Consider the following 18191-nt stretch of genomic DNA (forward strand, 5'->3'; position numbering starts at 1 on the left):
CTTTATAAGATTTGTGCTTTAGAGCTGCTCAACACTTTTGCTTTTAAGATTTTATTGCTTTCTACATTTTTCGCTTGAATGACTTGATGGAGCGCGCCATTTTCTAGGGCTTTTAGGCTTATTTCTATGCTGATTTGCCCCTCTTCATACACCCCAGTGATGATGTCATTTTTACGCACGATGATTAGGGCTTGGGTTTTATCCGCGCTTAAAAGCGTGTTAGGGGGGATAAAATGTTTCGCGCTCACTTTATCAATCGCGCCCTCTAATAAGGGGTTAGAAAGCGTGCCAAAAGGAATGCGCTCTTTTTGGGTGTTGTTAGCGGTGATGTTTTCATCTTTTTTAATCGCTCCTATGCTTTTAAAAGCCTGCATGCTGCCTATCACGCTATAACGCACCGGTAGGCGTAAATTAGGCTCATTTTCCAACCTTAAAAACACGACCCCATCTTTTTTAAGCTTGTTAGAAGCGTTTAATTCATAGCTTAAAATGGAAGCGTTAGAAAAGTGCTCTGGGATTTCTAAGTTAATGGTTTCAATTTCTAATTTTAAGTCTTTGTATTCTTTAAGGTAAGCTTCTTTAATCTCTGTTTTAAGCGCGTTTGAATCTAGGGCAAACAATGCGTTTAAACAGATAAAAAAAAGGATTAAAAATTTCAAAACCCGTTATCCACTTTTTCTACAAATTTTTCTGAGATTTTATCATAGACATTCCCTCCGCAATTGATTTTCAAGCACAAACCGCTCAAGCCTTTTTCTACGCCTAAAACCCTCCCAGTGCCAAAAATCTTATGCCTGATCAAGTCCCCCACTTTAATGGGCGCGTCTTTTTGATAATTCTGTTTAGGGGGGTTGTCTTGATTGAGCAACTTGGCTTCTTCTAAAAACACAGAGGACGAGCAAGAAATTTTCCTCCCAAAATACGAACGCTCTTTGACATAAGAGAGCTGCAATCCTTCTTTAGCCCTAGTGATCGCTACATAAGCCAAGCGCCTTTCTTCTTCTAAATCGCTTTCTTGATTGAACCCCCTATGCGGGAAAAACCCTTCTTCTAACCCGATCACAAACACATGCTTAAACTCCAAGCCCTTACTCATATGCACGCTCATGCAACTCACTTTTTGCGCGTTTTCTGTGTTATGGACATCTAGCACGCTTTCATTCAAAAAATCCAGTAAAGAATGCGTGGGGTTAGTTTTAAAATGCTCTTTCAATAAGCTTAAAAGCTCTTTAACAAAACCCTCTCTTTCTTCGTAATTGTCTTCTTTTTCATAGCTTTTTAAAAGGTTAGTCTCTTCTAAAAACCGAGCGCAAAACTCCTCTACTGAAATTTCAAAAGTCTCCCTCAAACGCCCTATCATAGCGGTGAATTTCTTTAAAGCGTGTTCGTTTTTAGGGTTTAATTTGTCTTTAAACGCCCCAAGTTTTAACGCTTCTTCTAAATTCAAACCCTCATCATCTAAAAGAGAAAAAATCAACTCTTGAGTGATCTTGCCAAGGCCTCTTGAAGGCTTGTTTAAAACACGCTTAATAAAAAAGCGATCGTCTTTTTTAGCCACTAAATGCATGAACGCCAAAGCGTCTTTAACCTCCGCTCTTTCATAGAAACTCACCGCCCCAATGAGCCTATAAGGAATATTCAAAGCGTTTAGGCTCTCTTCAATGCTGCGGCTAAGCCCGTTTAAGCGATACAAAATAGCGATATTTTCTAAATTTTCGCCATTCTTTAAAAGGGCTTTGACTTGATAAGCCACATCCAGGCTCTCTTCTTTTTGCGTCAAATATTCTTTACAAACCACGCTTTTATGCGAGCCTTTGAAACTTTGAAGCGTTTTAATATGCCGGTGTTGGTTGTGGCTAATAAGGGAGTTAGCACACGCTAAAATTTCAGCGCTAGAGCGGTAGTTGGTCTCTAATTTCACCACCTTAGCCCCTTTAAAATGCTTGGAAAAATTTAAAATGTTAGAAATATCAGCCCCCCTAAAACCATAAATGCTCTGATCGTCATCGCCCACCACGCACAAATTATGGTGCGTGAAACTCAATTTTTTTAAAAATTCCAATTGCAGGGCGTTCGTGTCTTGATACTCATCTACCATAATGTAATGGTAGCGCTCGCTAATCTCTTTGGCGAGTTTTTCATTATCTTGTAAAATCTTAAGGCTTAAAAAAAGCAAATCGTCAAAATCCACTAAATTGTCTTTTTTGAGTGCGTTTTGATAAAGCTCATACGCTTTATAGCATTCGCTATCTTGCATGCTTAAATCCATCATGCCGTTTTTGATTTGAGAAATACTGGCTCTAAAGCTTGAAATTTTGAGCTGTTTGCACAGCGTTTTGACTTCATCGCTATCTAATACCGAAAAATCGCACGCTCTTTTTAAAAGGCCCATGTGTTGCCTTAAAAACAGCAAACCAAAACGATGGAAAGTGCAAAGCAAGGGGGGGATAAGGGCTTGGTTTTTCAACAATTTCAAAGCCCTTTCTTGCATTTCTTTACTCGCTTTATTGGTGAAAGTGAGCGTTAAAGTGTTCTCGCTAGGCACGCCACAAGCGCCAATCAAATACGCTAAACGGCTCGTTAAAGTCTTAGTCTTACCGCTCCCAGCTCCCGCTAAAATGAGCAATGGCCCTTGAATGTGGCTTGCAGCGATTTTTTGCGCATCATTTAAATGGTCTAAAATACTTTTTTCAAAATCCATTATTCTAAAAACTCGCCCTTTTTTTCTTGGTTCAAACGCTCTTTTAAAAGGTTGGTATCAATTTCAAAATCAAAATAAGGCGAAGAAAAATCAGAGGTTTTAATGGCTAAAAAATGGTTTAGCGCTGATTTCAAGTCCCCTTTTCTTTGATACAACAACCCTAAAGCGTAACGGATATTTTCATTATTAGGATCGTCTAGTTTCCCTAGTTCTAGCCATAAAGCGGCGTTATTGTAATTATTCTGCGCGATATAAGTCAAACCCGCTAGGATTTTTAAGTGCACCTCATTGTCCTTAAGATCGCTTATTAAGTTTTGATACAACGCGCTCGCTTTTTCATACTGGCCTTGAAACAAGCTCACTAGCGCTAAATTTTCTAACCAATCGTTAGGGGCTTCGCCCTCTTCTAAACTGGCGATTTTTTGCTCTAATAATCTTTCTTGATGATCCAAATCATTGACCATAAATCCCATGTAAGTGTAGAAATGACGCCCTAAAATGGGCCCTTGCATGGTTTGATCCCAACTGATTTTACGCGAATCTAAAAGGGTGTAAATGCTTAAAGTGTGCCGGATGCTCGCATCATAATACGAAACGATTTCATAAAAGATATTAGAGATGAGATCTTTAGGGAGCATTTTTTTTAAATTCCCAAAAGATTGCACCATCAATTTTTTATCCTTGCTCTCTTTAGCGAACACCGCTTCTAGCGCGTAATAAAAAGGGAGCTTTTTAGGGGCGTTTTTAAGCCAGTCCATATCCCAATTGGTGCGGTAATTCAAATAAGCGATGAGCGAAGAGAGTAAAGCTTTTTGCGTGGGGCTAGAAAAATCCTGACTATAAAAATTCTCTGTGATTTCTCTTAAAAACTCCGTGGTGTCTTCGTGGGTGAAATGCGAGGCTAAAATTGCAAAAATCGCGCTCAAATAATCCGCGGAATTCAAATGGAAAGCCCTTAAAAAATGGAAATAGGCTTTGTGGTAATTTTCCAATTGCGCATAAATCAAGCCCGTATTATAATGGAGGAGCGCGTTATTGGGGCTGTTTTTTAAAGACAAATCAAAAAAAGCAAGGGCTTTTTTTAAGTGCTTGTTTTCTAACGCTTTCAACCCTTTGAGCGCGTTTTTATCCGCTATCGCCATCAAACGCCCCCTTTTAAAAGCAAGGCTTGCCCCCTCTAAATCCTTTTGTGCATCAGAGTCTAAAAGAAACAGCCCTTCTTCAATCACGCCTAAGGTTTCTTTAGAGTCTAAAACCTTAAAAGGAGCGTAATAAAAGAGCAAGCGGTAGATAAAATCCCTTTTGCCTTCAAAATATTGCGTGTTCCAAAAACGCTCTTTGGCTCTTTCTTTATCCAAAAAAACAGGGTTTATAGTGGGCTTGATGGGGTAAAAAGAGTTGGCTAATAGCGTGTCTTCTTTTGTGTGGCTGGCTAATTTTAAGGCTTCGCTCGCTTTAAGGGTGTCGCCTTTTTTCAAACTCACCAATTCCAAAGCCATTAAAGCGTTTAAATCTTTAGGGTAGTTGTGCAAATAATGCTGCAAATGCTCCAAAGCCTGCTTGTAATGGCCCAAACGCGCCTGCAAAAGCCCTAAAGCAAGCTCATCTTGGGCGTTTGCGCTTTTTTGTAATTGCTTGTAAGCGTTCGTTTCATCTTTAAACATCAAAAACAATTTAGACGCTAAGCGCGCGTTAGGCTTTAAAAAGGCGTTGGAATTAGGGTGCATTAAAGGCGAAAGGGCTTCAAAATACTCTCCAGCGTAATAGGATTTGAGTGCGTAAGCGTAGGAATAAAAAGACTTTTTATAGTCTTTATACAAAGTGTCTCTTACAATTTTTAGATAATGATAATACAAATCCTCATCTTGCAAATGATAAGCGCTCACTAACGCATCAATCGCGCTCACGCTCGCGTTTTCTTTAGAAGCGATGCCGGAATCAAACAAATCCAACGCCCCGTTAAAATCCTTTTCCTTAAACTTAATCACCCCTAAATTATGGCTCGCAATCCCTTGCGAAAAAGAAGCGGCTTTGTCAAACAAATGCAAAGCTTCATCTTTTTGCCCTTGCTCATACAAAAGGCTCGCTTTTTTCATCATCGCATCCACTTGATTTTCATCGTTTCGTTTGAGGGAATCCTTGCCGATTAAATCGGGTAAGTCTAAATTCTCTATTTGCCCCTCGGCTTGTGTGTTGTTAGCGTTGTTGGTGTTATTAGGCGTTTCGTTATTGGTGGTGGCGGTATTAGTTTGTAAAGAAGTTTGTTTATTTTCTTTTTTATGCCCTAGTAACAAACTCAAAATTACAATGAGCGCGATGAGTGAAAGCAATATTCCAAGCGCGATATAAAGCTTTTTTTTATTGTGTAAAAATTGTTTAAAAAACTCTTTAGAGCTTTTGATTTTATTGAGTGTTTGCTCTAAAGCCTGCTTAAAAGAGGGGATTTTAGAATGAATGCCCTTTAGGGGGGTTTCTTTTTTGTTTTTATTTTCGCCCCCTTTTTCTTCTAATGAATTTTGCTCTTCATTCAGCACAAACTAGCCTTAAAGGTATTTTTCTAACGCCTTAGGAATATGAATGCTCCCATCCGCTTGCTGGTGGTTTTCCATTAAAGCGACCATCGTCCTGCCTACCGCTAAAGAAGAGCCGTTTAAGGTGTGCGCTAATTGGTTTTTTTGATTTTCTTTGAAGCGGATTTTGGCGCGCCTGGCTTGAAAATCCCTCGTGTTAGACACCGAGCTGATTTCTCGGTAGCAATTTTGCCCGGGCAGCCACACTTCAATATCTATCGTGTTGCTTGCGCTAAATCCTAAATCCCCACTGCACAATTGCACAAACCGGTGCGGTAATTCCAAAGCCTTTAAAATTTCGCTGGCACTCTCTAGCATATGCTCTTGCATAACATCGCTTTCTTTAGGGTGCGTGATAGCCACTAGCTCCACTTTATCAAATTGGTGCTGTCTTATCATCCCCCTTGTGTCCTTGCCCGCGCTCCCTGCTTCGCTCCTAAAACAAGGCGTGTGCGCGGTCATTTTAATAGGGAGATTTTCAACGCTAACAATCGTGTCGTTGTATAGATTAGTGAGCGTTACTTCAGAGGTGGGGATCAAATACAAATTTTCATTTTCTATTTTGAAAACATCTTCTTTGAATTTGGGTAATTGCCCGGTCCCAAAAAGCATTTTTTCATTCACTAACGCCGGCGTGTAGATGATTTCAAAGCCATTTTTTTCGTTAAAATCTAACATTAAATGGATGAGCGCACGATAAATTTTAGCCCCAAAACCCCTAATGACAGAAAAACGGCTTTTGGCGAGTTTCACGCCGCTTTCAAAATCAATCCAGCCATTTTGTTGAGCGAGTTCAAAATGCTCTTTGGGTTTGAAAGTGAAAACCCTTGGGGTTAAGATTTTTTTAATCTCTATATTGTCTTCTTCGCTTGCGCCTAAAGGGGTTTTTTCATCCACTAAATTAGGGATTATGGAAAGCTTCAAATCTATTTGTTGCTCCAATTCGCCCACGCTTTTGGAAAGCTCATTCAGTTTGATTTTATTGTTTTCTAGCTCTTTTTTGAGATCGCTTGCATCCACTTTTTGAGCCATTTTGATACCAAATTCTTTAGAAACCTTGTTTTGAAAGGCTTGCAGGCCTTCTAATTCAATGAGTCGCTTTTTATAACGCGTGATGACTTCGCGCAAACGCTCCAATGAATCATCCATCGCATTATTACGCTTTTTTAAAGAAAGAGCCACCCTGTCAAAATCTTGCAATAAAAGTTTTCTATCAATCATTCAACCCTCTTTAATCGTTCTAAAATGCCACAATTTAGCCCATTCATCAATTTCATTTTTATCCATTTGAGCGCTCAAAGCCCCCATTTTACCCTCTAAAGAATCTTCAATAGTGCCATTAGGCAAAGCCACAAAACTATCCCCATAAAATTTCCACAAAAATTCGTTTTTTTGATCTTCTTCTACAATGATTTGGCGATACGCTCCGATTCTATTAGCCCTAACCACCACGCAAGAAGCGCAAAAAGCGCGCATCTGGCACAAAAGCCGCCACCTTTCATTGGATTCAAAGGTGGCCACACTGCTTAAAAGCACCACATCCACGCCCTGATTTTTAGCCTGAACCCATATTTCATCAAAATGCGCTTCAAAGCCAAACAAAGGAGCGATTCTCAAGCCGTCTCTTTCAAAGACGAGCAATTCTTTAAAAGCGCTTTTTTCATTGTCAAAAAAGCTCTCTTCATCCCAGTGAGAATAGGGGATTAAGCGTTGTTGCGTGTAATACTTCACGCTTTCTTTAGAAATGAGAGCGATTTTTTTATAGATTTTAGAATGTTCTTCTAAAAGCACTGGGGCTGAGATAATTAAGTCTAGTTCTTCGCATTTTTGCGATAAAAATTCAACCGCTCGCTTGGACTGATCGCTGATTTCATTCAAATCCAATCCCATGTTATGGTGGAAAAAGGGGTTGATCACGTATTCAGGCAACACGATTACGCTTTGCTCGGGTATGGAGTTGAATAAGGATTGCATGAGGGTTTCTTTAAAAGACTCTAATTGTAAAGCAAACACTCGCATCCTTTAAGCCTTTTTGTCTGGCGTTTGGAGTTTTTCATACTCCAAATAAGCGTTTTCTAAAAGCTTTTGAGCCAAAACCAACTCTTGCATGGCCGTTTTATACAAATCCATCCCGTCTTTTAAGGATAAATTGGGATCATTCAAGCGATCTATGGCTTGCTCTAGGGAATGAACATGCTCTTCAAAGCTTTTTTTAGGGGCGTTTTTAGCGTTTTTTGGGGGGATTTTTTCGGTTTCAAATAATTCATCTTGCATAACATTCCTTTAGCTTTTTTTAACAAGCATGGTCGTTGAAATTTGAGCGATAGAATCTTCAGTCCTTAAAATCTCAAAACCTGCGTTTTTTAATTCATGTTTCAAGCCCTCCAAACTCAAAAACCCCTCAATGGATTGCGGTAAATAAGAATAAGCGCCATAATTCTTACTGATAGCCCCTCCCACTAAAGGCAAAACCTTATTCGTGTAAAACCCTGAGATTTTATCTAGCCATGTGGGGTTGTCCTTTTTTAAAAATTCTAAAATCACTAAAACGCCCCTAGGCTTTAACACCCTAAAAAACTCTTTTAAAGCTTCTTGTCTTTCCACGATATTGCGCAAGCCATACGCAATGGAAAGGATATCCACGCTGTTATTTTCAACGCCCTTTAAATCTTTGGCTTGAGCTTGGATGAAAGAAGCTTTATTTTCAAGCTCTTCACATTTTTTAATGGCTAATTCAAGCATGTTATTAGAGGGGTCAATCCCCAAACATTCCTTAAACTCTATGCCGCAATTTAGAGCGCTTTTTTGCCAAGCCACAAGCATATCCCCCGTCCCGCATGCCACATCCACAAGCCTTAACGCTTTCTTATTTTCCAAAAACAAAAACGCATGCTCGCAAGCCCTTTGGCGCCATTTAACATCTAAGCCAAAACTCATCAAGCGGTTGGCTTGATCGTAAGAGCTGGCTATATCATCAAACATGTTGATGATTTTTTCTTGCTTGAGGTGCTTTTCTTTCTTCATGACTTTTCTTTTTTCATGGCTTGTCTTTAAAAAGGCTTGACAACCACTAAGATCACAATGAGAATCATTAAAATCGTGGGTATTTCATTAAACACGCGATAAAACCTTGCGTTTCTTCTTGTAGGGTCTTTTTCCAGCTCGCGCATGCATTTTTTGCAATAAAAATGATAGGCTAAAAGTAAGATCACTAAAGCCAACTTAGCATGCAACCAACCCCCACTTTTAAGCATTTCAGGGGCAATTAACAGCATTAAAATCCCTGTAATAAGCGTGAAACCCATAGCTGGTGAAGCGATAAAGGAATAAAGCTTTTTTTCTTGGATTTGAACCACTCCTACAAATTCCTTTTTATGCGCGTTTTCTGCATGATAGACAAAAAGGCGTGGCAAATAAAATAACGCCGCCATCCACGAAATGACCGCTATCACATGGAAAGCCTTAACCCATAAAAAATACCCATTCAAAAATCCCATACCACTCTCCCTAATTTATCTTATTTTGTTGTAAAAACGCTTGCAAATTTTCTCTCGTGCCACTGATTTCCACTTCCACGCTTTGGTTTGAAAAATTCTTTTTGCTTAATTGTAAACTAAATTTCTTAATTTCACGCTGAAGAGCGTCTAATTCTTTGTAAGAATAATGAGCGCTTAAAGTTTCCAACTCCACAAAATCCTTCAAAGCGTTTTCTTTTTGAGCGTTTTCTACGCACAATAACGCGCTCTTAGCATAAGCTTTCATCAATCCCCCCACCCCTAAAAGCGTGCCTCCAAAATAACGCACGCTCACTAATCCTATATTGATTAAATCCTCTCGTCTCAAAACGCTAAGCATAGACATGCCTGAACTCCCTTTAGGCTCGCCATCATCGCTAAAACCCTCCGTGATTTTGCCCTCCAAAGAATAGCGGAACGCCGTTACAAAATGCGCGGCTTTAAAATGCTCTTTTTTCAATTGTAAAAGGGTTTTTTCAAAATCGCTAAAAGGCATGAGATACCCTAAAAAACGAGACGCTTTAGTCTGGTGCTTGGAAGCGATGAGGTTTTTAAGCGTTTTCACAAGCTTTCTTTAAAGAGCTGAGTTTAAAGACACTCCCTATAAAACTCACGATAAAAATCGCAATAAGCACATAAAAATGCACAGAAACATCTATAAATTCCGCATGCATTTGATTCAATCGCCCTAACAAACTGATCCCATGATAAGCCGGCACTATTTGAACAAAAACCTGTAAATAAGAGGGCAAGGATTCAAAAGGCCACACAAAACCCATCATAAAAATCAAGGGCAAAGAAGAGATTAAAACGATTTGAGTGGTGTGGGCTTCATTTTTGATCCATGCGCCTAAAAACGACCCCAAACTCAAGGTTGCAAGCATGAAGATGGAGCTATTCAAAAACACCATTAAAGCGCTTCCATGCCGTTCGATCCCGTAAAAAGAAAACAGCGCCCCAAAATACCATAAAACAAAAACACTAAACGCTCCCATAAACACCAAGAGTCTTGTGCACAGCCTTAAAGCGATTTCTTTCTTGTCTAAAAGGGCCAATTCCAAACGCCTGGAGCTAGTAAACATGCTGCTTGCAATGAGCATCACCTGGTGTAAAATGAAAATAAACACGCTAGAGAGCGCGTAATTCAAATACCCCTCACTAGGGTTATACAAAGCGATAGGCCTGATTTTAATCCCGTCTGTCCCTAATTCAGCTTCTTCTATTTGGGCGTTGCGTTTGAACCTTATTTCATCGTTTAAAGCGTTGATGCTCTCCACCACCGCATTCGCTAACGCGCCATAAATCAAAAAGTAATTGGAATTCGCATAAAAATCTATCGTTACAGGCACTTGTTTATGGATATTGGCTTCAAAATGCGAAGGGATATGCAAGATCCCATAAATTTTTTCTTCTTTTAAAAGCTTTTTAGCTTCCAGCATAGAGGGGCTAAAAAAAGCGATTTCTAACTCGTTGGAGCTTTGCGCCATGAAGGCTAATTGCCTAGAAAGGAAGGAATTGTCTTCATCTACAAGGGCGATTTTTTGTTGCGTTACGATGTCTTTCAAATAAGGCAAAGGGTATAATAAGCCATAGATTAAAGGAGCGCCTATAAGGATTAACAAAACGCCTTTATGAGAAACAATAGCCCTTAACTCCATTAAAAGGATTTTAAAAAAATTCATGCACTAGCCTTATCTTTTTTAAAAGAAAAATAAAAAATCAAAAGCCCTAAAGCTAAAAAAATCAAAAAGAACACAAGCGGCATTAACGAATTTAAAGACTCGGTAAAATCTGTCTTATAATAAGCCTCTTGTAAAAAGAACTTCATAAAATGGCTAATAGGCAAGCAATGGCTCCAAAAATCCCCAAAAATTTCCATGTTGTTTTGCGGGTAAGTAACCCCAGCAAACGCAAAGCTTGGAGCGGTATAGACCCCAATCGCGCCCGCGGTTTCAATAACGCTTTTTGAAATGCCATAAACTAGCACCACAAACCCGCTCATAACGAGTGCCATTAAAACTACCGCCAAAAAGACCAACAACAAATGTGCATAATTCCCCTGCATGCCAATGAAATTAAAATAAAACGCCATACCCATCCCCCAAAAACTAAACACGCACACATTCGCTACAATACTGATTAAAAGCTCGCGCATGTTAGAGGTTTTTTGGATGAAATTGAGCATGCCAATCGCAATGAAAATAAGCCACATGCAAGGCAGCATCACGCTTAAAAGGTATTGCGTGTAATTGTTTTCTTCATTGTATAGGGCATGCAATTGCAAAACAATAGGCATTGCTTGAGCTTTAGCAGAAATCAAATTGGAATCTCGCACTAAAGCTTTGGTGGCTAAGGTTTTAGCGTCTAAAGTTAAAGCGGTTTGTAAGAAGGCGTTTTTGAGCGTTTTCCCCACTAAAACATATTCAGCGTTATAATAAAAGGGCAAATCCACCTTTCGCCCCATTTTGATTTTTTTCTCTAAATCTCTAGGCAAAACTAACGCCCCATACGCTTCAGCGGAATTTAAAAAGCGTTTGGCTTCTAAAAGGCTAGCCACTTGGTATTTGATTTGAAGTGCACTCGTTGCGCCCAATTCAAACGCTACCTGATGGCTTGTAGTGGTCTTATCCAAATCTACCACCACGATAGGGAGCTGTCTTGGGATTTCTTGTTTAAAGATTTGCGTGCCTAAAACCCCTAAACAAAAAGGCAATATAAAACACACGACAAACAAGAACTTGTCTTGTAAAACCCATGCGCTTATCAATTTGAACAAAACAATCCTTTTTAAGGTTTAATGGTAACTAACACGCTCATCCCTACCCTAAAATTTTCCAACTCTTCTAAGGGTATGGCCTCCACTTCATAGCTTTTCATGTCGTAAGTGTTGGAATTATTTGTCGCTTTCCAAGTCGCAAAATCCCCCATCACGCTCAAATATTTGACCCTGAATTTCGCGCTTTTTTTCAACGCCGGGATATAACCTTCAAATTCCTTACCCACCTTAAACTCGTTCAAATACTTTTCAGGCACGCTGATTTTTAACCAACTATCCTTTAAATCTATCATTAAAACCACAGGAAAACCCTTAGGGCTAAGCTCGCCACCGCTTAAAAGCACATTACTCACTTCCCCATCAATTGGGGCTGTCGCTTTGACATCTTTTAAATAAGATTCCACTTCATTCACTTGCCCTAAAGCCGCGCTCTCTTTAGCCTTAGCGGCAATCTTACTTTCAGAGCTCGCCCCCCCTAAAGCCATTTTATACTTTTGATAAGCCGCGCTCTCGTTGTATTTGGTGCTTTCATAAGCCGCATAGGCTTCATCGCGCTTTTGCAAACTCGCCACGCCGTTATCATACAAATCTTGAACGCGCTTATAAGTCTCTTTGGCTAGAGTCGCTTGGGATTTTGCCGCTTGCCAAACGTCTCTTGCAGAATTGATCGTTTCATCTCTTGAGCCTCTTTTGACTTCATCGCTAAGCGCTTTAGCGGCTTTATGCCCGGCTTCAGCTTGAGCGAGCTTGGCTTCTAATTCAGGGCTAGAAATGCTAAAAACCAAATCGCCCTTTTTAATGTGATCGCCTTTTTTAACAAACACCTTTTCAATGCGCCCAGGGACTTTGGAGCTCACGCTGTATTCTCTGGCTTCCAAAAACCCTTGCAACACTTCAGCCTTAGGGCGATAAGCCAAATAAAAAAGCACGATTAGCCCTAACAATAAAGCCCCACCCCCTGTAAGAATCGCTTTATTTTTATCCAACATGCTATTTGACATGATTTTTTCCTTTAATAAACAAATTCATAAAATAAATCAATATGATCGCTTAACGCCATTAAATTCGCTAATGAAACGATGTATTTATAAGCCACGCTTTTTTGCTCCACGATGATAGAAGAAAGCGTGTTCCTTGCATCAATGACTTGGGCGTTCGTGCTTAAGCCTTGTAAAAAAGCCTGCTCTTGGAGTTTTAAATTTTCCTTGGCTAATTCCACGCTAGAAAGCAAGCTTTTGTATTCTTTCAAATAAGAAAGCGTCTCTTTATAAGTCTTATTCACCAACAATTCCATGTTTTTTTTAGCCTGGATTTGTTCGCTATTAGCTTGCAACTCGGCTAATTTGCTCGCTTGGTATTTTTGGATACGCCCTGTGGGGGAGAGTATGGGCATGCGCCCCGCCACGCCCACAAACCAACTAGGGATCATGTCTTCAAACACCGAATTGTTTTGCTTCATGAGATAAGAGCCAAAAAAACTCACTTGGGGCAAGAATTTAGCGATCTGCAGTTTTGTGTTTTCTTTAGAAATTTGAATCTGATTTTCTAAAGTCTTTAAAACCGGGTAAGAATTGAGCGTGGAAGCAACAAAAAAGCTCAAATCGGGCAGATTTTTCTCTGTGTGGATCTCTAATTTGCTTGAAGGCGCTAAATCGTCTTTACTAGACAAAATAGAATTGAACGAAAGCTGCGAAACTTCTAACACGTCTTTAGCCTTAACGCTAGCGATATGGGCCTTATCATAAGCCACTTGAGCGCCTAAGGTTTCTACCCTAGCGATTTGCCCTACTTTTTGCATTTTTAAAGCGTTTTGGAAATGCTTATAATGGCCTTTTTCTACCTCTTCTAAAGTTTCAGCCACTTCTGCGTTTAACACCATGCCATAATACACGCTCACAAGCTCTTGAAAAGTGGAAAGCTTTTTCAAACGATACACTTCATTAGCGTCTTTTTGCATCAAATCCGCAATGCGCACCATCGTGAATCTTGCCCCACCCATATAAAGGGGATAAATAATGCTCAAAGCCCCAATCACCACATTTTGCTTAGAAAACAATAAGGGGGCTTCTAAAGTGCTGCTCAAAGCCCCAAAGCCTTGCATCACCCCTTGCATGCCCGCTTGGATTTGAGGGGTTAATACTTGAGGGGGGATATTTTGTTGGATGTTTTGCAAGCCTTGATGGATCTGGTTGGTGGCTTTTTGCACGCCCGGTTGTTTTTGGCTGGCAAAATCCATTTTAATGGGGTTAGAGAGGTACACATAAAAAGCGCTCAAATCAATTTGAGGCAAAAAAGAAAGCTTAGCCGCTAATTTCATTTTACTCGCTCTTTTAATGGCGTATTCTTGCGCATGCAAGCCTTCATGATTAGACAATACCCTAGCCCATGCGTTTTTTAAGGAGAGCTTTTGAGCGTTAGGATGGTTCAAAGGTAGGCTATCTTCAGCCAAATTCAAAGAAGAAGGCTCGGTTTTAGGAACTCCATCAACAGCGTTCAAAGAGCTATTGAACAACAGGCTCAATACAAAGAGGGTTGTTTTTTTCATGCTTCATTTTCTCCCTGATCTTGTTTAACCGCTTTTAAGCGTTTTATCCTAGCCCCATCCACGCTTAAGACTTCAAAGGCATACCCATGCGAAACGATTGTATCCCCCTCCATAGGCATGCGCTCTAACAAGCTAAAAACATAGCCCCCAAGCGTTACCTGCTCGCATTCTTTGTCAAATTCAATGTGAAGCACTTCTTCTACGCTTTCTAAATCCAGCATGCCCTCTAATTCAAACACGCCATCTTCAAGCTTGTTCACGCCCTCTTGTTTCAAGTCGTATTCGTCGCTAATTTCCCCCATGATCTCTTCAATAATGTCTTCCATAGTGAGCAACCCGGCCGTGCCGCCGTATTCATCAATCACTAAAGCGGTATGGATTTGCTCTTTTTTCATTTTAATAAGGATTTGAGAAATAGAAGCGCTTTCAGGGACGATGATCATTTTCCTAACGATTTGATTGAAATCATGCATTTTGGGGGTAAAAATAGAGCGCGAAAGCAAATCCCTAATATGCACCATGCCGATAATGTTATCTTTAGAACCTTTACAATAAGGGTAGCGCGTGAAGTGGCTTTTTAAAACAATGTCTATATTTTCTTCATAGCTGTTTTCTTCGTCCAAACACACCATGTCTTTTCGTGGGGTCATGATTTCTTTAGCGCTCGTGTCAGAAAAATCCACCGCGTTTTTAATGATTTCACCCTCCACTGAATCAATAATGCCCTCTCTCAAACTCTCGCCCACAATGATTTTTAACTCTTCTTCAGAATGCGTGCCCTCATGTTCTTTAGGATTGATGCCCACTTTTTTTAAAAAGAAATGAGCGATCACATCAAACAAGCGCACCACCGGGTAAAACACGACCCAAAACACATGCAAAGGGCGTGCGGCAAAAAGAGCGGCTTTTTCAGATTTAGCGATCGCTAAAGATTTAGGCACAATCTCGCCTAGCACGACATGCAAAAAAGTGATGCTTAAAAACGCTATGACCACGCTCATTGAATGGATAAAAATAGGATTTTCTCTCAAATCCAAAGACTCAAACAGCGCGGCTAACAATTTTGCGATAGCGGGCTCACCCACCCAGCCTAAAGCTAATGAAGAAAGGGTGATGCCTAACTGCGTAGCGCTCAAATAAGTGTCTAGTCTTTGACTCATCTTTAAAGCGAGTTTAGCGTTGGAATTACCGATTTTAACCAGCTCTTCTAAGCGGGTTTTACGCACTTTCACAAGGGCAAACTCTGAAAGCACAAAAAAAGCGTTCAACAGCACCAATAAAAAAGCAACCATCAACATCAAAATCGATTCAGACGGATCCAAATAAGCTCCTTGATTCCTCCCCATGATTTAAACCTAAAACCTAACGATCAATATAAAATAAAGATAAAATCTTAGAATTTTAACATAAAAGATTAAGCCTAACTTTAAAAATCAAGCCTTCAAAAACCCTAGAAATACTTTTCTATAAAACCAAGAGCCACAAAAAGAAGTGCACCTAAAAGCGCAGAAACCGGCACGGTTACCAACCAAGCGGTAACAATCTTTTTTAAAATGGAGCGTTTGATCACTTCTTCTTTATACACTTTTTTAAGCGACTTTTTTTCTTTCTTTTTCAATTCCAAAGCGATGGCGGTGTTCTTGCTTTTCTTCAAACTCTCTAGCATGAGCGATTTTTCTTTCAAATTGGCTTTATCAAAGCGCTCTAAAAAGCCTTCAATTTCTTCTAAATCTTCCCCAAAGTGCGCCGCTACAATATTATCTCTGATCCTAGCAAAACGCCTTCTGGATTGCTCTCTTAAGCGCTCCCTTAAAAAGCCCACCCCAAACACCGCGCCCACCACAATATGCGTAGAGCTCACAGGCAAGCCCAATTGAGAGGCTAAAAGCACGGTGATGACTGCAGAAAGCGCGATGCAAAAGGCTTGCATTTTGTCTAATTCTGTGATTTCTGACCCCACCGTTTTAATGAGCTTTGGCCCATACAAACTCAAGCCTAAAGCAATCCCAGCTGCCCCTACTACCATAATCCACAACGGCACAGAGCTTAAAGTATTCCCTATAGGGCTATTTGCATCTTCTAAAGTTTGACTGATGGCCGCTAGTGGGCCTATAGCGTTAGCCACATCATTAGCCCCATGCGCAAAGCTTAAAAGCGCAGCGGCAAAAATCAAAGGGACATTAAAAAGCTCATTAATGCTTTCATGGCTGTTTTCTAATTGCGGGGCTTTCTTTAACACAAACCTTTTAAAAAGGATAAAGATTAAAAGCGCAAGGATGCAGCCACAAGCCAGTTGGATTTCAAAATCCAGCGCATAGAGGCGTTTTAAAACCTTAACCATCAAATACCAACTGAATGTTAAGCTCATCAACGCTACCAAGTAAGGCACGACCTTTAAAGCCGCGCTCTTTTTATCTTCTTTATAAGCGATAGTCTTTTTAATGAGCATTAAAAAAAACATGGCTATCAAAGCCCCCATTAAAGGCGAAATTACCCAACTCGCTACAATACCTGATAAAAAATGCCAATTGACAGCCACCATTCCAGCTGCTGCCATTCCAGCCCCCAAAATCCCCCCGACCACAGAGTGTGAAGTGGAAACAGGAGCGCCAATTAAAGTCGCTACATGCAACCACAACGCCCCACTCAAAAGGCTAGCCAACATGACATTAATGAAAACATGCGCATCATTAATAAATTCAGGCGAAACGATACGGCCCTTAATCGTAGAGACCACTTCCCCCCCGGCAATGATCGCTCCAAGCATTTCACAAATCCCAGCAATCAAAATCGCCCCACCCATGCTAATGGCTTTAGAGCCTACGGCAGGGCCGACATTATTAGACACATCGTTCGCGCCAATATTCATCGCCATATACCCCCCAATCACAGCCGCAAAAATAAGCAACAATCCCTTAGAATTAGCCTGCCCAAAAATAAGAGCGAGCAAAGCGACACCAATGAGAAACAAAAGAGCGAGAGCGATCTTTAAAGTGTCTTTTTGGAGTTTTTTGGAAGCTTTTTCAAACTCTTTGATGTTTTTAATTTCCATATCGTCATAAAAACCTTATTCTAGTAGTGGCTCTATTCTATCCAATTAGCCCTTGAGCCACTCTTAAAAAGCGTTGTTTGATAAAAATGGCTCACTATATGGTATCTTAAAGTAAAATTTTAAAGAGAGTTTTAAAAAATGATAGAATTTAGCGATGAAGATTTACAAAAACCGGTGCGTATTGTGATAGAAAAGATCCGCCCTTACTTGCTCAAAGATGGCGGCAATATTGAAGTGCTAGGGGTGAAAAGCATGAAAATTTATGTGGCTTTAGAGGGAGCGTGCAAGACTTGCTCTAGCAGTAAAATCACTTTAAAAAATGTCATTGAAAGGCAGCTTAAAATGGACATTCACCCCAATTTAGAAGTGGTGTGCTTAGAAAATGCTAAGGAGTTTGATAAGCTTTAAGGATTATAGGCATGCAAAAGTTTGATTATGAATTTAAAAAGCGCGCATTGATTAAAGATGGCTTTTTAGCGTTCAAGCAAGCCCATTACACTGAAGCGTTACGCCTTTTTTCTGAAGTTTTGTTTTTGGATAAAGACAACCAAAAAGCCAAAGTGGGGGCGTTATTAAGCGACATCGCTAAGGATTTCCCTAAAGAAGCCCATAGCTTTTATGAATTGTATCAAAGCCTGATCGCTATGCAAAAACGGAGTTTAAAAAACCAGGCTGAAGAGCAAATCATCAATTTGATCGCTTCTTTTGATAAGGGGCTAAACCAAATGGCTGAAAAGATTGACGCGCAAATTTCTCAAAAAGGCGAGGAGTTGAATGGCATTTTGTACGCGGATTTCAAACGCTTGAGCTTGGAGCGCGGTTTTAAGGAAGCGTTTGAAGATTTGATGTTCAGCTCTAGGGTGATTTTTGACAATAAAGAGGATTTTTATGAATTTTTGAAAGAATTGAACCATTATGGCTATTATGAATTAGCAATAAATTACATTGAAAACATGCATGAAGATTCTTTTATTTACGATAAATTTTTGCGTTCTCTTTTGGAAGACGCTCTCAAATCCAATAAGGCTTAAA

At 40.0% G+C, this 18191-nt stretch carries 17 protein-coding genes; 2 read left to right on the top strand and 15 right to left on the bottom strand.

The features are described 5' to 3' along the window. Positions 1 to 2: 2 nt before the first annotated feature. The 15 genes from flgA to HPOKI112_RS07280 all read right to left on the bottom strand — a co-directional run bounded on the left by flgA (position 3) and on the right by HPOKI112_RS07280 (position 17159). Positions 3 to 659 carry a flagellar basal body P-ring formation chaperone FlgA gene (gene flgA / locus HPOKI112_RS07210; protein ID WP_025310040.1) on the bottom strand — a complete coding sequence of 219 codons (657 nt, stop codon included), beginning with the start codon at positions 657 to 659 and terminating at the stop codon, positions 3 to 5. Further along, the gene (uvrD, locus tag HPOKI112_RS07215; RefSeq protein WP_025310041.1) at positions 656 to 2701 is read right to left on the bottom strand and encodes a DNA helicase UvrD; all 2046 of its coding nucleotides are present in this window, start codon (positions 2699 to 2701) and stop codon (positions 656 to 658) included. The genes flgA and uvrD overlap by 4 nt, the downstream gene beginning before the upstream one ends. Further along, positions 2701 to 5235 (bottom strand): tetratricopeptide repeat protein, encoded by a 2535-nt coding sequence (locus tag HPOKI112_RS07220; RefSeq protein ID WP_025310042.1) that lies wholly within the window; start codon positions 5233 to 5235, stop codon positions 2701 to 2703. Before HPOKI112_RS07220 ends, uvrD begins: the two co-directional genes overlap by 1 nt. Positions 5236 to 5244: 9 nt before the next feature. Continuing rightward, the gene (gene serS / locus HPOKI112_RS07225; RefSeq protein ID WP_025310043.1) at positions 5245 to 6492 is read right to left on the bottom strand and encodes a serine--tRNA ligase; all 1248 of its coding nucleotides are present in this window, start codon (positions 6490 to 6492) and stop codon (positions 5245 to 5247) included. Then, entirely contained in the window at positions 6493 to 7290 is a 798-nt protein-coding gene (locus HPOKI112_RS07230) for a carbon-nitrogen hydrolase family protein (RefSeq protein WP_015428366.1), read from the bottom strand. It lies immediately after the preceding gene. A 3-nt stretch (positions 7291 to 7293) separates the two neighbouring features. Beyond that, on the bottom strand, positions 7294 to 7545 hold the full coding sequence (locus HPOKI112_RS07235) for an exodeoxyribonuclease VII small subunit (protein ID WP_015428367.1): 252 nt from the start codon (positions 7543 to 7545) through the stop codon (positions 7294 to 7296). 9 nt (positions 7546 to 7554) lie between these two features. After that, positions 7555 to 8295: a bifunctional demethylmenaquinone methyltransferase/2-methoxy-6-polyprenyl-1,4-benzoquinol methylase UbiE gene (gene ubiE / locus HPOKI112_RS07240; RefSeq protein ID WP_000711710.1), complete on the bottom strand. Its 741-nt coding sequence runs from the start codon at positions 8293 to 8295 to the stop codon at positions 7555 to 7557. A 26-nt stretch (positions 8296 to 8321) separates the two neighbouring features. After that, positions 8322 to 8768, bottom strand: a complete 447-nt coding sequence (hemJ, locus tag HPOKI112_RS07245) for a protoporphyrinogen oxidase HemJ (protein ID WP_025276438.1) — start codon at positions 8766 to 8768, stop codon at positions 8322 to 8324. Between the two features lie 10 nt (positions 8769 to 8778). Further along, positions 8779 to 9351, bottom strand: a complete 573-nt coding sequence (locus tag HPOKI112_RS07250; protein WP_025276439.1) for a YigZ family protein — start codon at positions 9349 to 9351, stop codon at positions 8779 to 8781. Further along, positions 9338 to 10468, bottom strand: a complete 1131-nt coding sequence (locus tag HPOKI112_RS07255) for an ABC transporter permease (RefSeq protein ID WP_025276440.1) — start codon at positions 10466 to 10468, stop codon at positions 9338 to 9340. The genes HPOKI112_RS07250 and HPOKI112_RS07255 overlap by 14 nt, the downstream gene beginning before the upstream one ends. Then, entirely contained in the window at positions 10465 to 11562 is a 1098-nt protein-coding gene (locus HPOKI112_RS07260) for an ABC transporter permease (protein WP_025277185.1), read from the bottom strand. Before HPOKI112_RS07260 ends, HPOKI112_RS07255 begins: the two co-directional genes overlap by 4 nt. 11 nt (positions 11563 to 11573) lie before the next feature. Then, positions 11574 to 12563, bottom strand: a complete 990-nt coding sequence (locus HPOKI112_RS07265; protein ID WP_000071819.1) for an HlyD family secretion protein — start codon at positions 12561 to 12563, stop codon at positions 11574 to 11576. An 11-nt stretch (positions 12564 to 12574) separates the two neighbouring features. After that, complete coding sequence (locus HPOKI112_RS07270) at positions 12575 to 14107, bottom strand: TolC family protein (protein ID WP_025276442.1); 1533 nt, start codon at positions 14105 to 14107, stop codon at positions 12575 to 12577. Further along, the gene (locus HPOKI112_RS07275; RefSeq protein ID WP_025310044.1) at positions 14104 to 15453 is read right to left on the bottom strand and encodes a hemolysin family protein; all 1350 of its coding nucleotides are present in this window, start codon (positions 15451 to 15453) and stop codon (positions 14104 to 14106) included. Before HPOKI112_RS07275 ends, HPOKI112_RS07270 begins: the two co-directional genes overlap by 4 nt. A 104-nt stretch (positions 15454 to 15557) precedes the next feature. Continuing rightward, on the bottom strand, positions 15558 to 17159 hold the full coding sequence (locus HPOKI112_RS07280; protein ID WP_025277188.1) for an inorganic phosphate transporter: 1602 nt from the start codon (positions 17157 to 17159) through the stop codon (positions 15558 to 15560). Positions 17160 to 17297: 138 nt separating this feature from the next. Here HPOKI112_RS07280 and HPOKI112_RS07285 point away from each other — a divergent pair, with 138 nt between their 5' ends. After that, positions 17298 to 17567, top strand: coding sequence for a NifU family protein (locus HPOKI112_RS07285; RefSeq protein WP_000569296.1), 270 nt, complete (start codon positions 17298 to 17300; stop codon positions 17565 to 17567). Positions 17568 to 17578: 11 nt separating this feature from the next. Further along, entirely contained in the window at positions 17579 to 18190 is a 612-nt protein-coding gene (locus tag HPOKI112_RS07290; protein WP_025276445.1) for a hypothetical protein, read from the top strand. Position 18191: the final 1 nt, after the last annotated feature.

It is taken from the genome of Helicobacter pylori oki112, from assembly GCF_000600085.1.
Lineage (GTDB): Bacteria > Campylobacterota > Campylobacteria > Campylobacterales > Helicobacteraceae > Helicobacter > Helicobacter pylori_CY.

Excerpts from the sequence above, each read along its gene's own strand:
- uvrD (WP_025310041.1), bottom strand. The coding sequence starts at position 2,701 with ATGGATTTTGAAAAAAGTATTTTAGACCATTTAAATGATGCGCAAAAA.
- serS (WP_025310043.1), bottom strand. The coding sequence starts at position 6,492 with ATGATTGATAGAAAACTTTTATTGCAAGATTTTGACAGGGTGGCTCTT.
- HPOKI112_RS07230 (WP_015428366.1), bottom strand. The coding sequence starts at position 7,290 with ATGCGAGTGTTTGCTTTACAATTAGAGTCTTTTAAAGAAACCCTCATG.
- HPOKI112_RS07235 (WP_015428367.1), bottom strand. The coding sequence starts at position 7,545 with ATGCAAGATGAATTATTTGAAACCGAAAAAATCCCCCCAAAAAACGCT.
- ubiE (WP_000711710.1), bottom strand. The coding sequence starts at position 8,295 with ATGAAGAAAGAAAAGCACCTCAAGCAAGAAAAAATCATCAACATGTTT.
- hemJ (WP_025276438.1), bottom strand. The coding sequence starts at position 8,768 with ATGGGATTTTTGAATGGGTATTTTTTATGGGTTAAGGCTTTCCATGTG.
- HPOKI112_RS07255 (WP_025276440.1), bottom strand. The coding sequence starts at position 10,468 with ATGAATTTTTTTAAAATCCTTTTAATGGAGTTAAGGGCTATTGTTTCT.
- HPOKI112_RS07265 (WP_000071819.1), bottom strand. The coding sequence starts at position 12,563 with ATGTCAAATAGCATGTTGGATAAAAATAAAGCGATTCTTACAGGGGGT.
- HPOKI112_RS07270 (WP_025276442.1), bottom strand. The coding sequence starts at position 14,107 with ATGAAAAAAACAACCCTCTTTGTATTGAGCCTGTTGTTCAATAGCTCT.
- HPOKI112_RS07275 (WP_025310044.1), bottom strand. The coding sequence starts at position 15,453 with ATGGGGAGGAATCAAGGAGCTTATTTGGATCCGTCTGAATCGATTTTG.
- HPOKI112_RS07280 (WP_025277188.1), bottom strand. The coding sequence starts at position 17,159 with ATGGAAATTAAAAACATCAAAGAGTTTGAAAAAGCTTCCAAAAAACTC.
- HPOKI112_RS07285 (WP_000569296.1), top strand. The coding sequence starts at position 17,298 with ATGATAGAATTTAGCGATGAAGATTTACAAAAACCGGTGCGTATTGTG.
- HPOKI112_RS07290 (WP_025276445.1), top strand. The coding sequence starts at position 17,579 with ATGCAAAAGTTTGATTATGAATTTAAAAAGCGCGCATTGATTAAAGAT.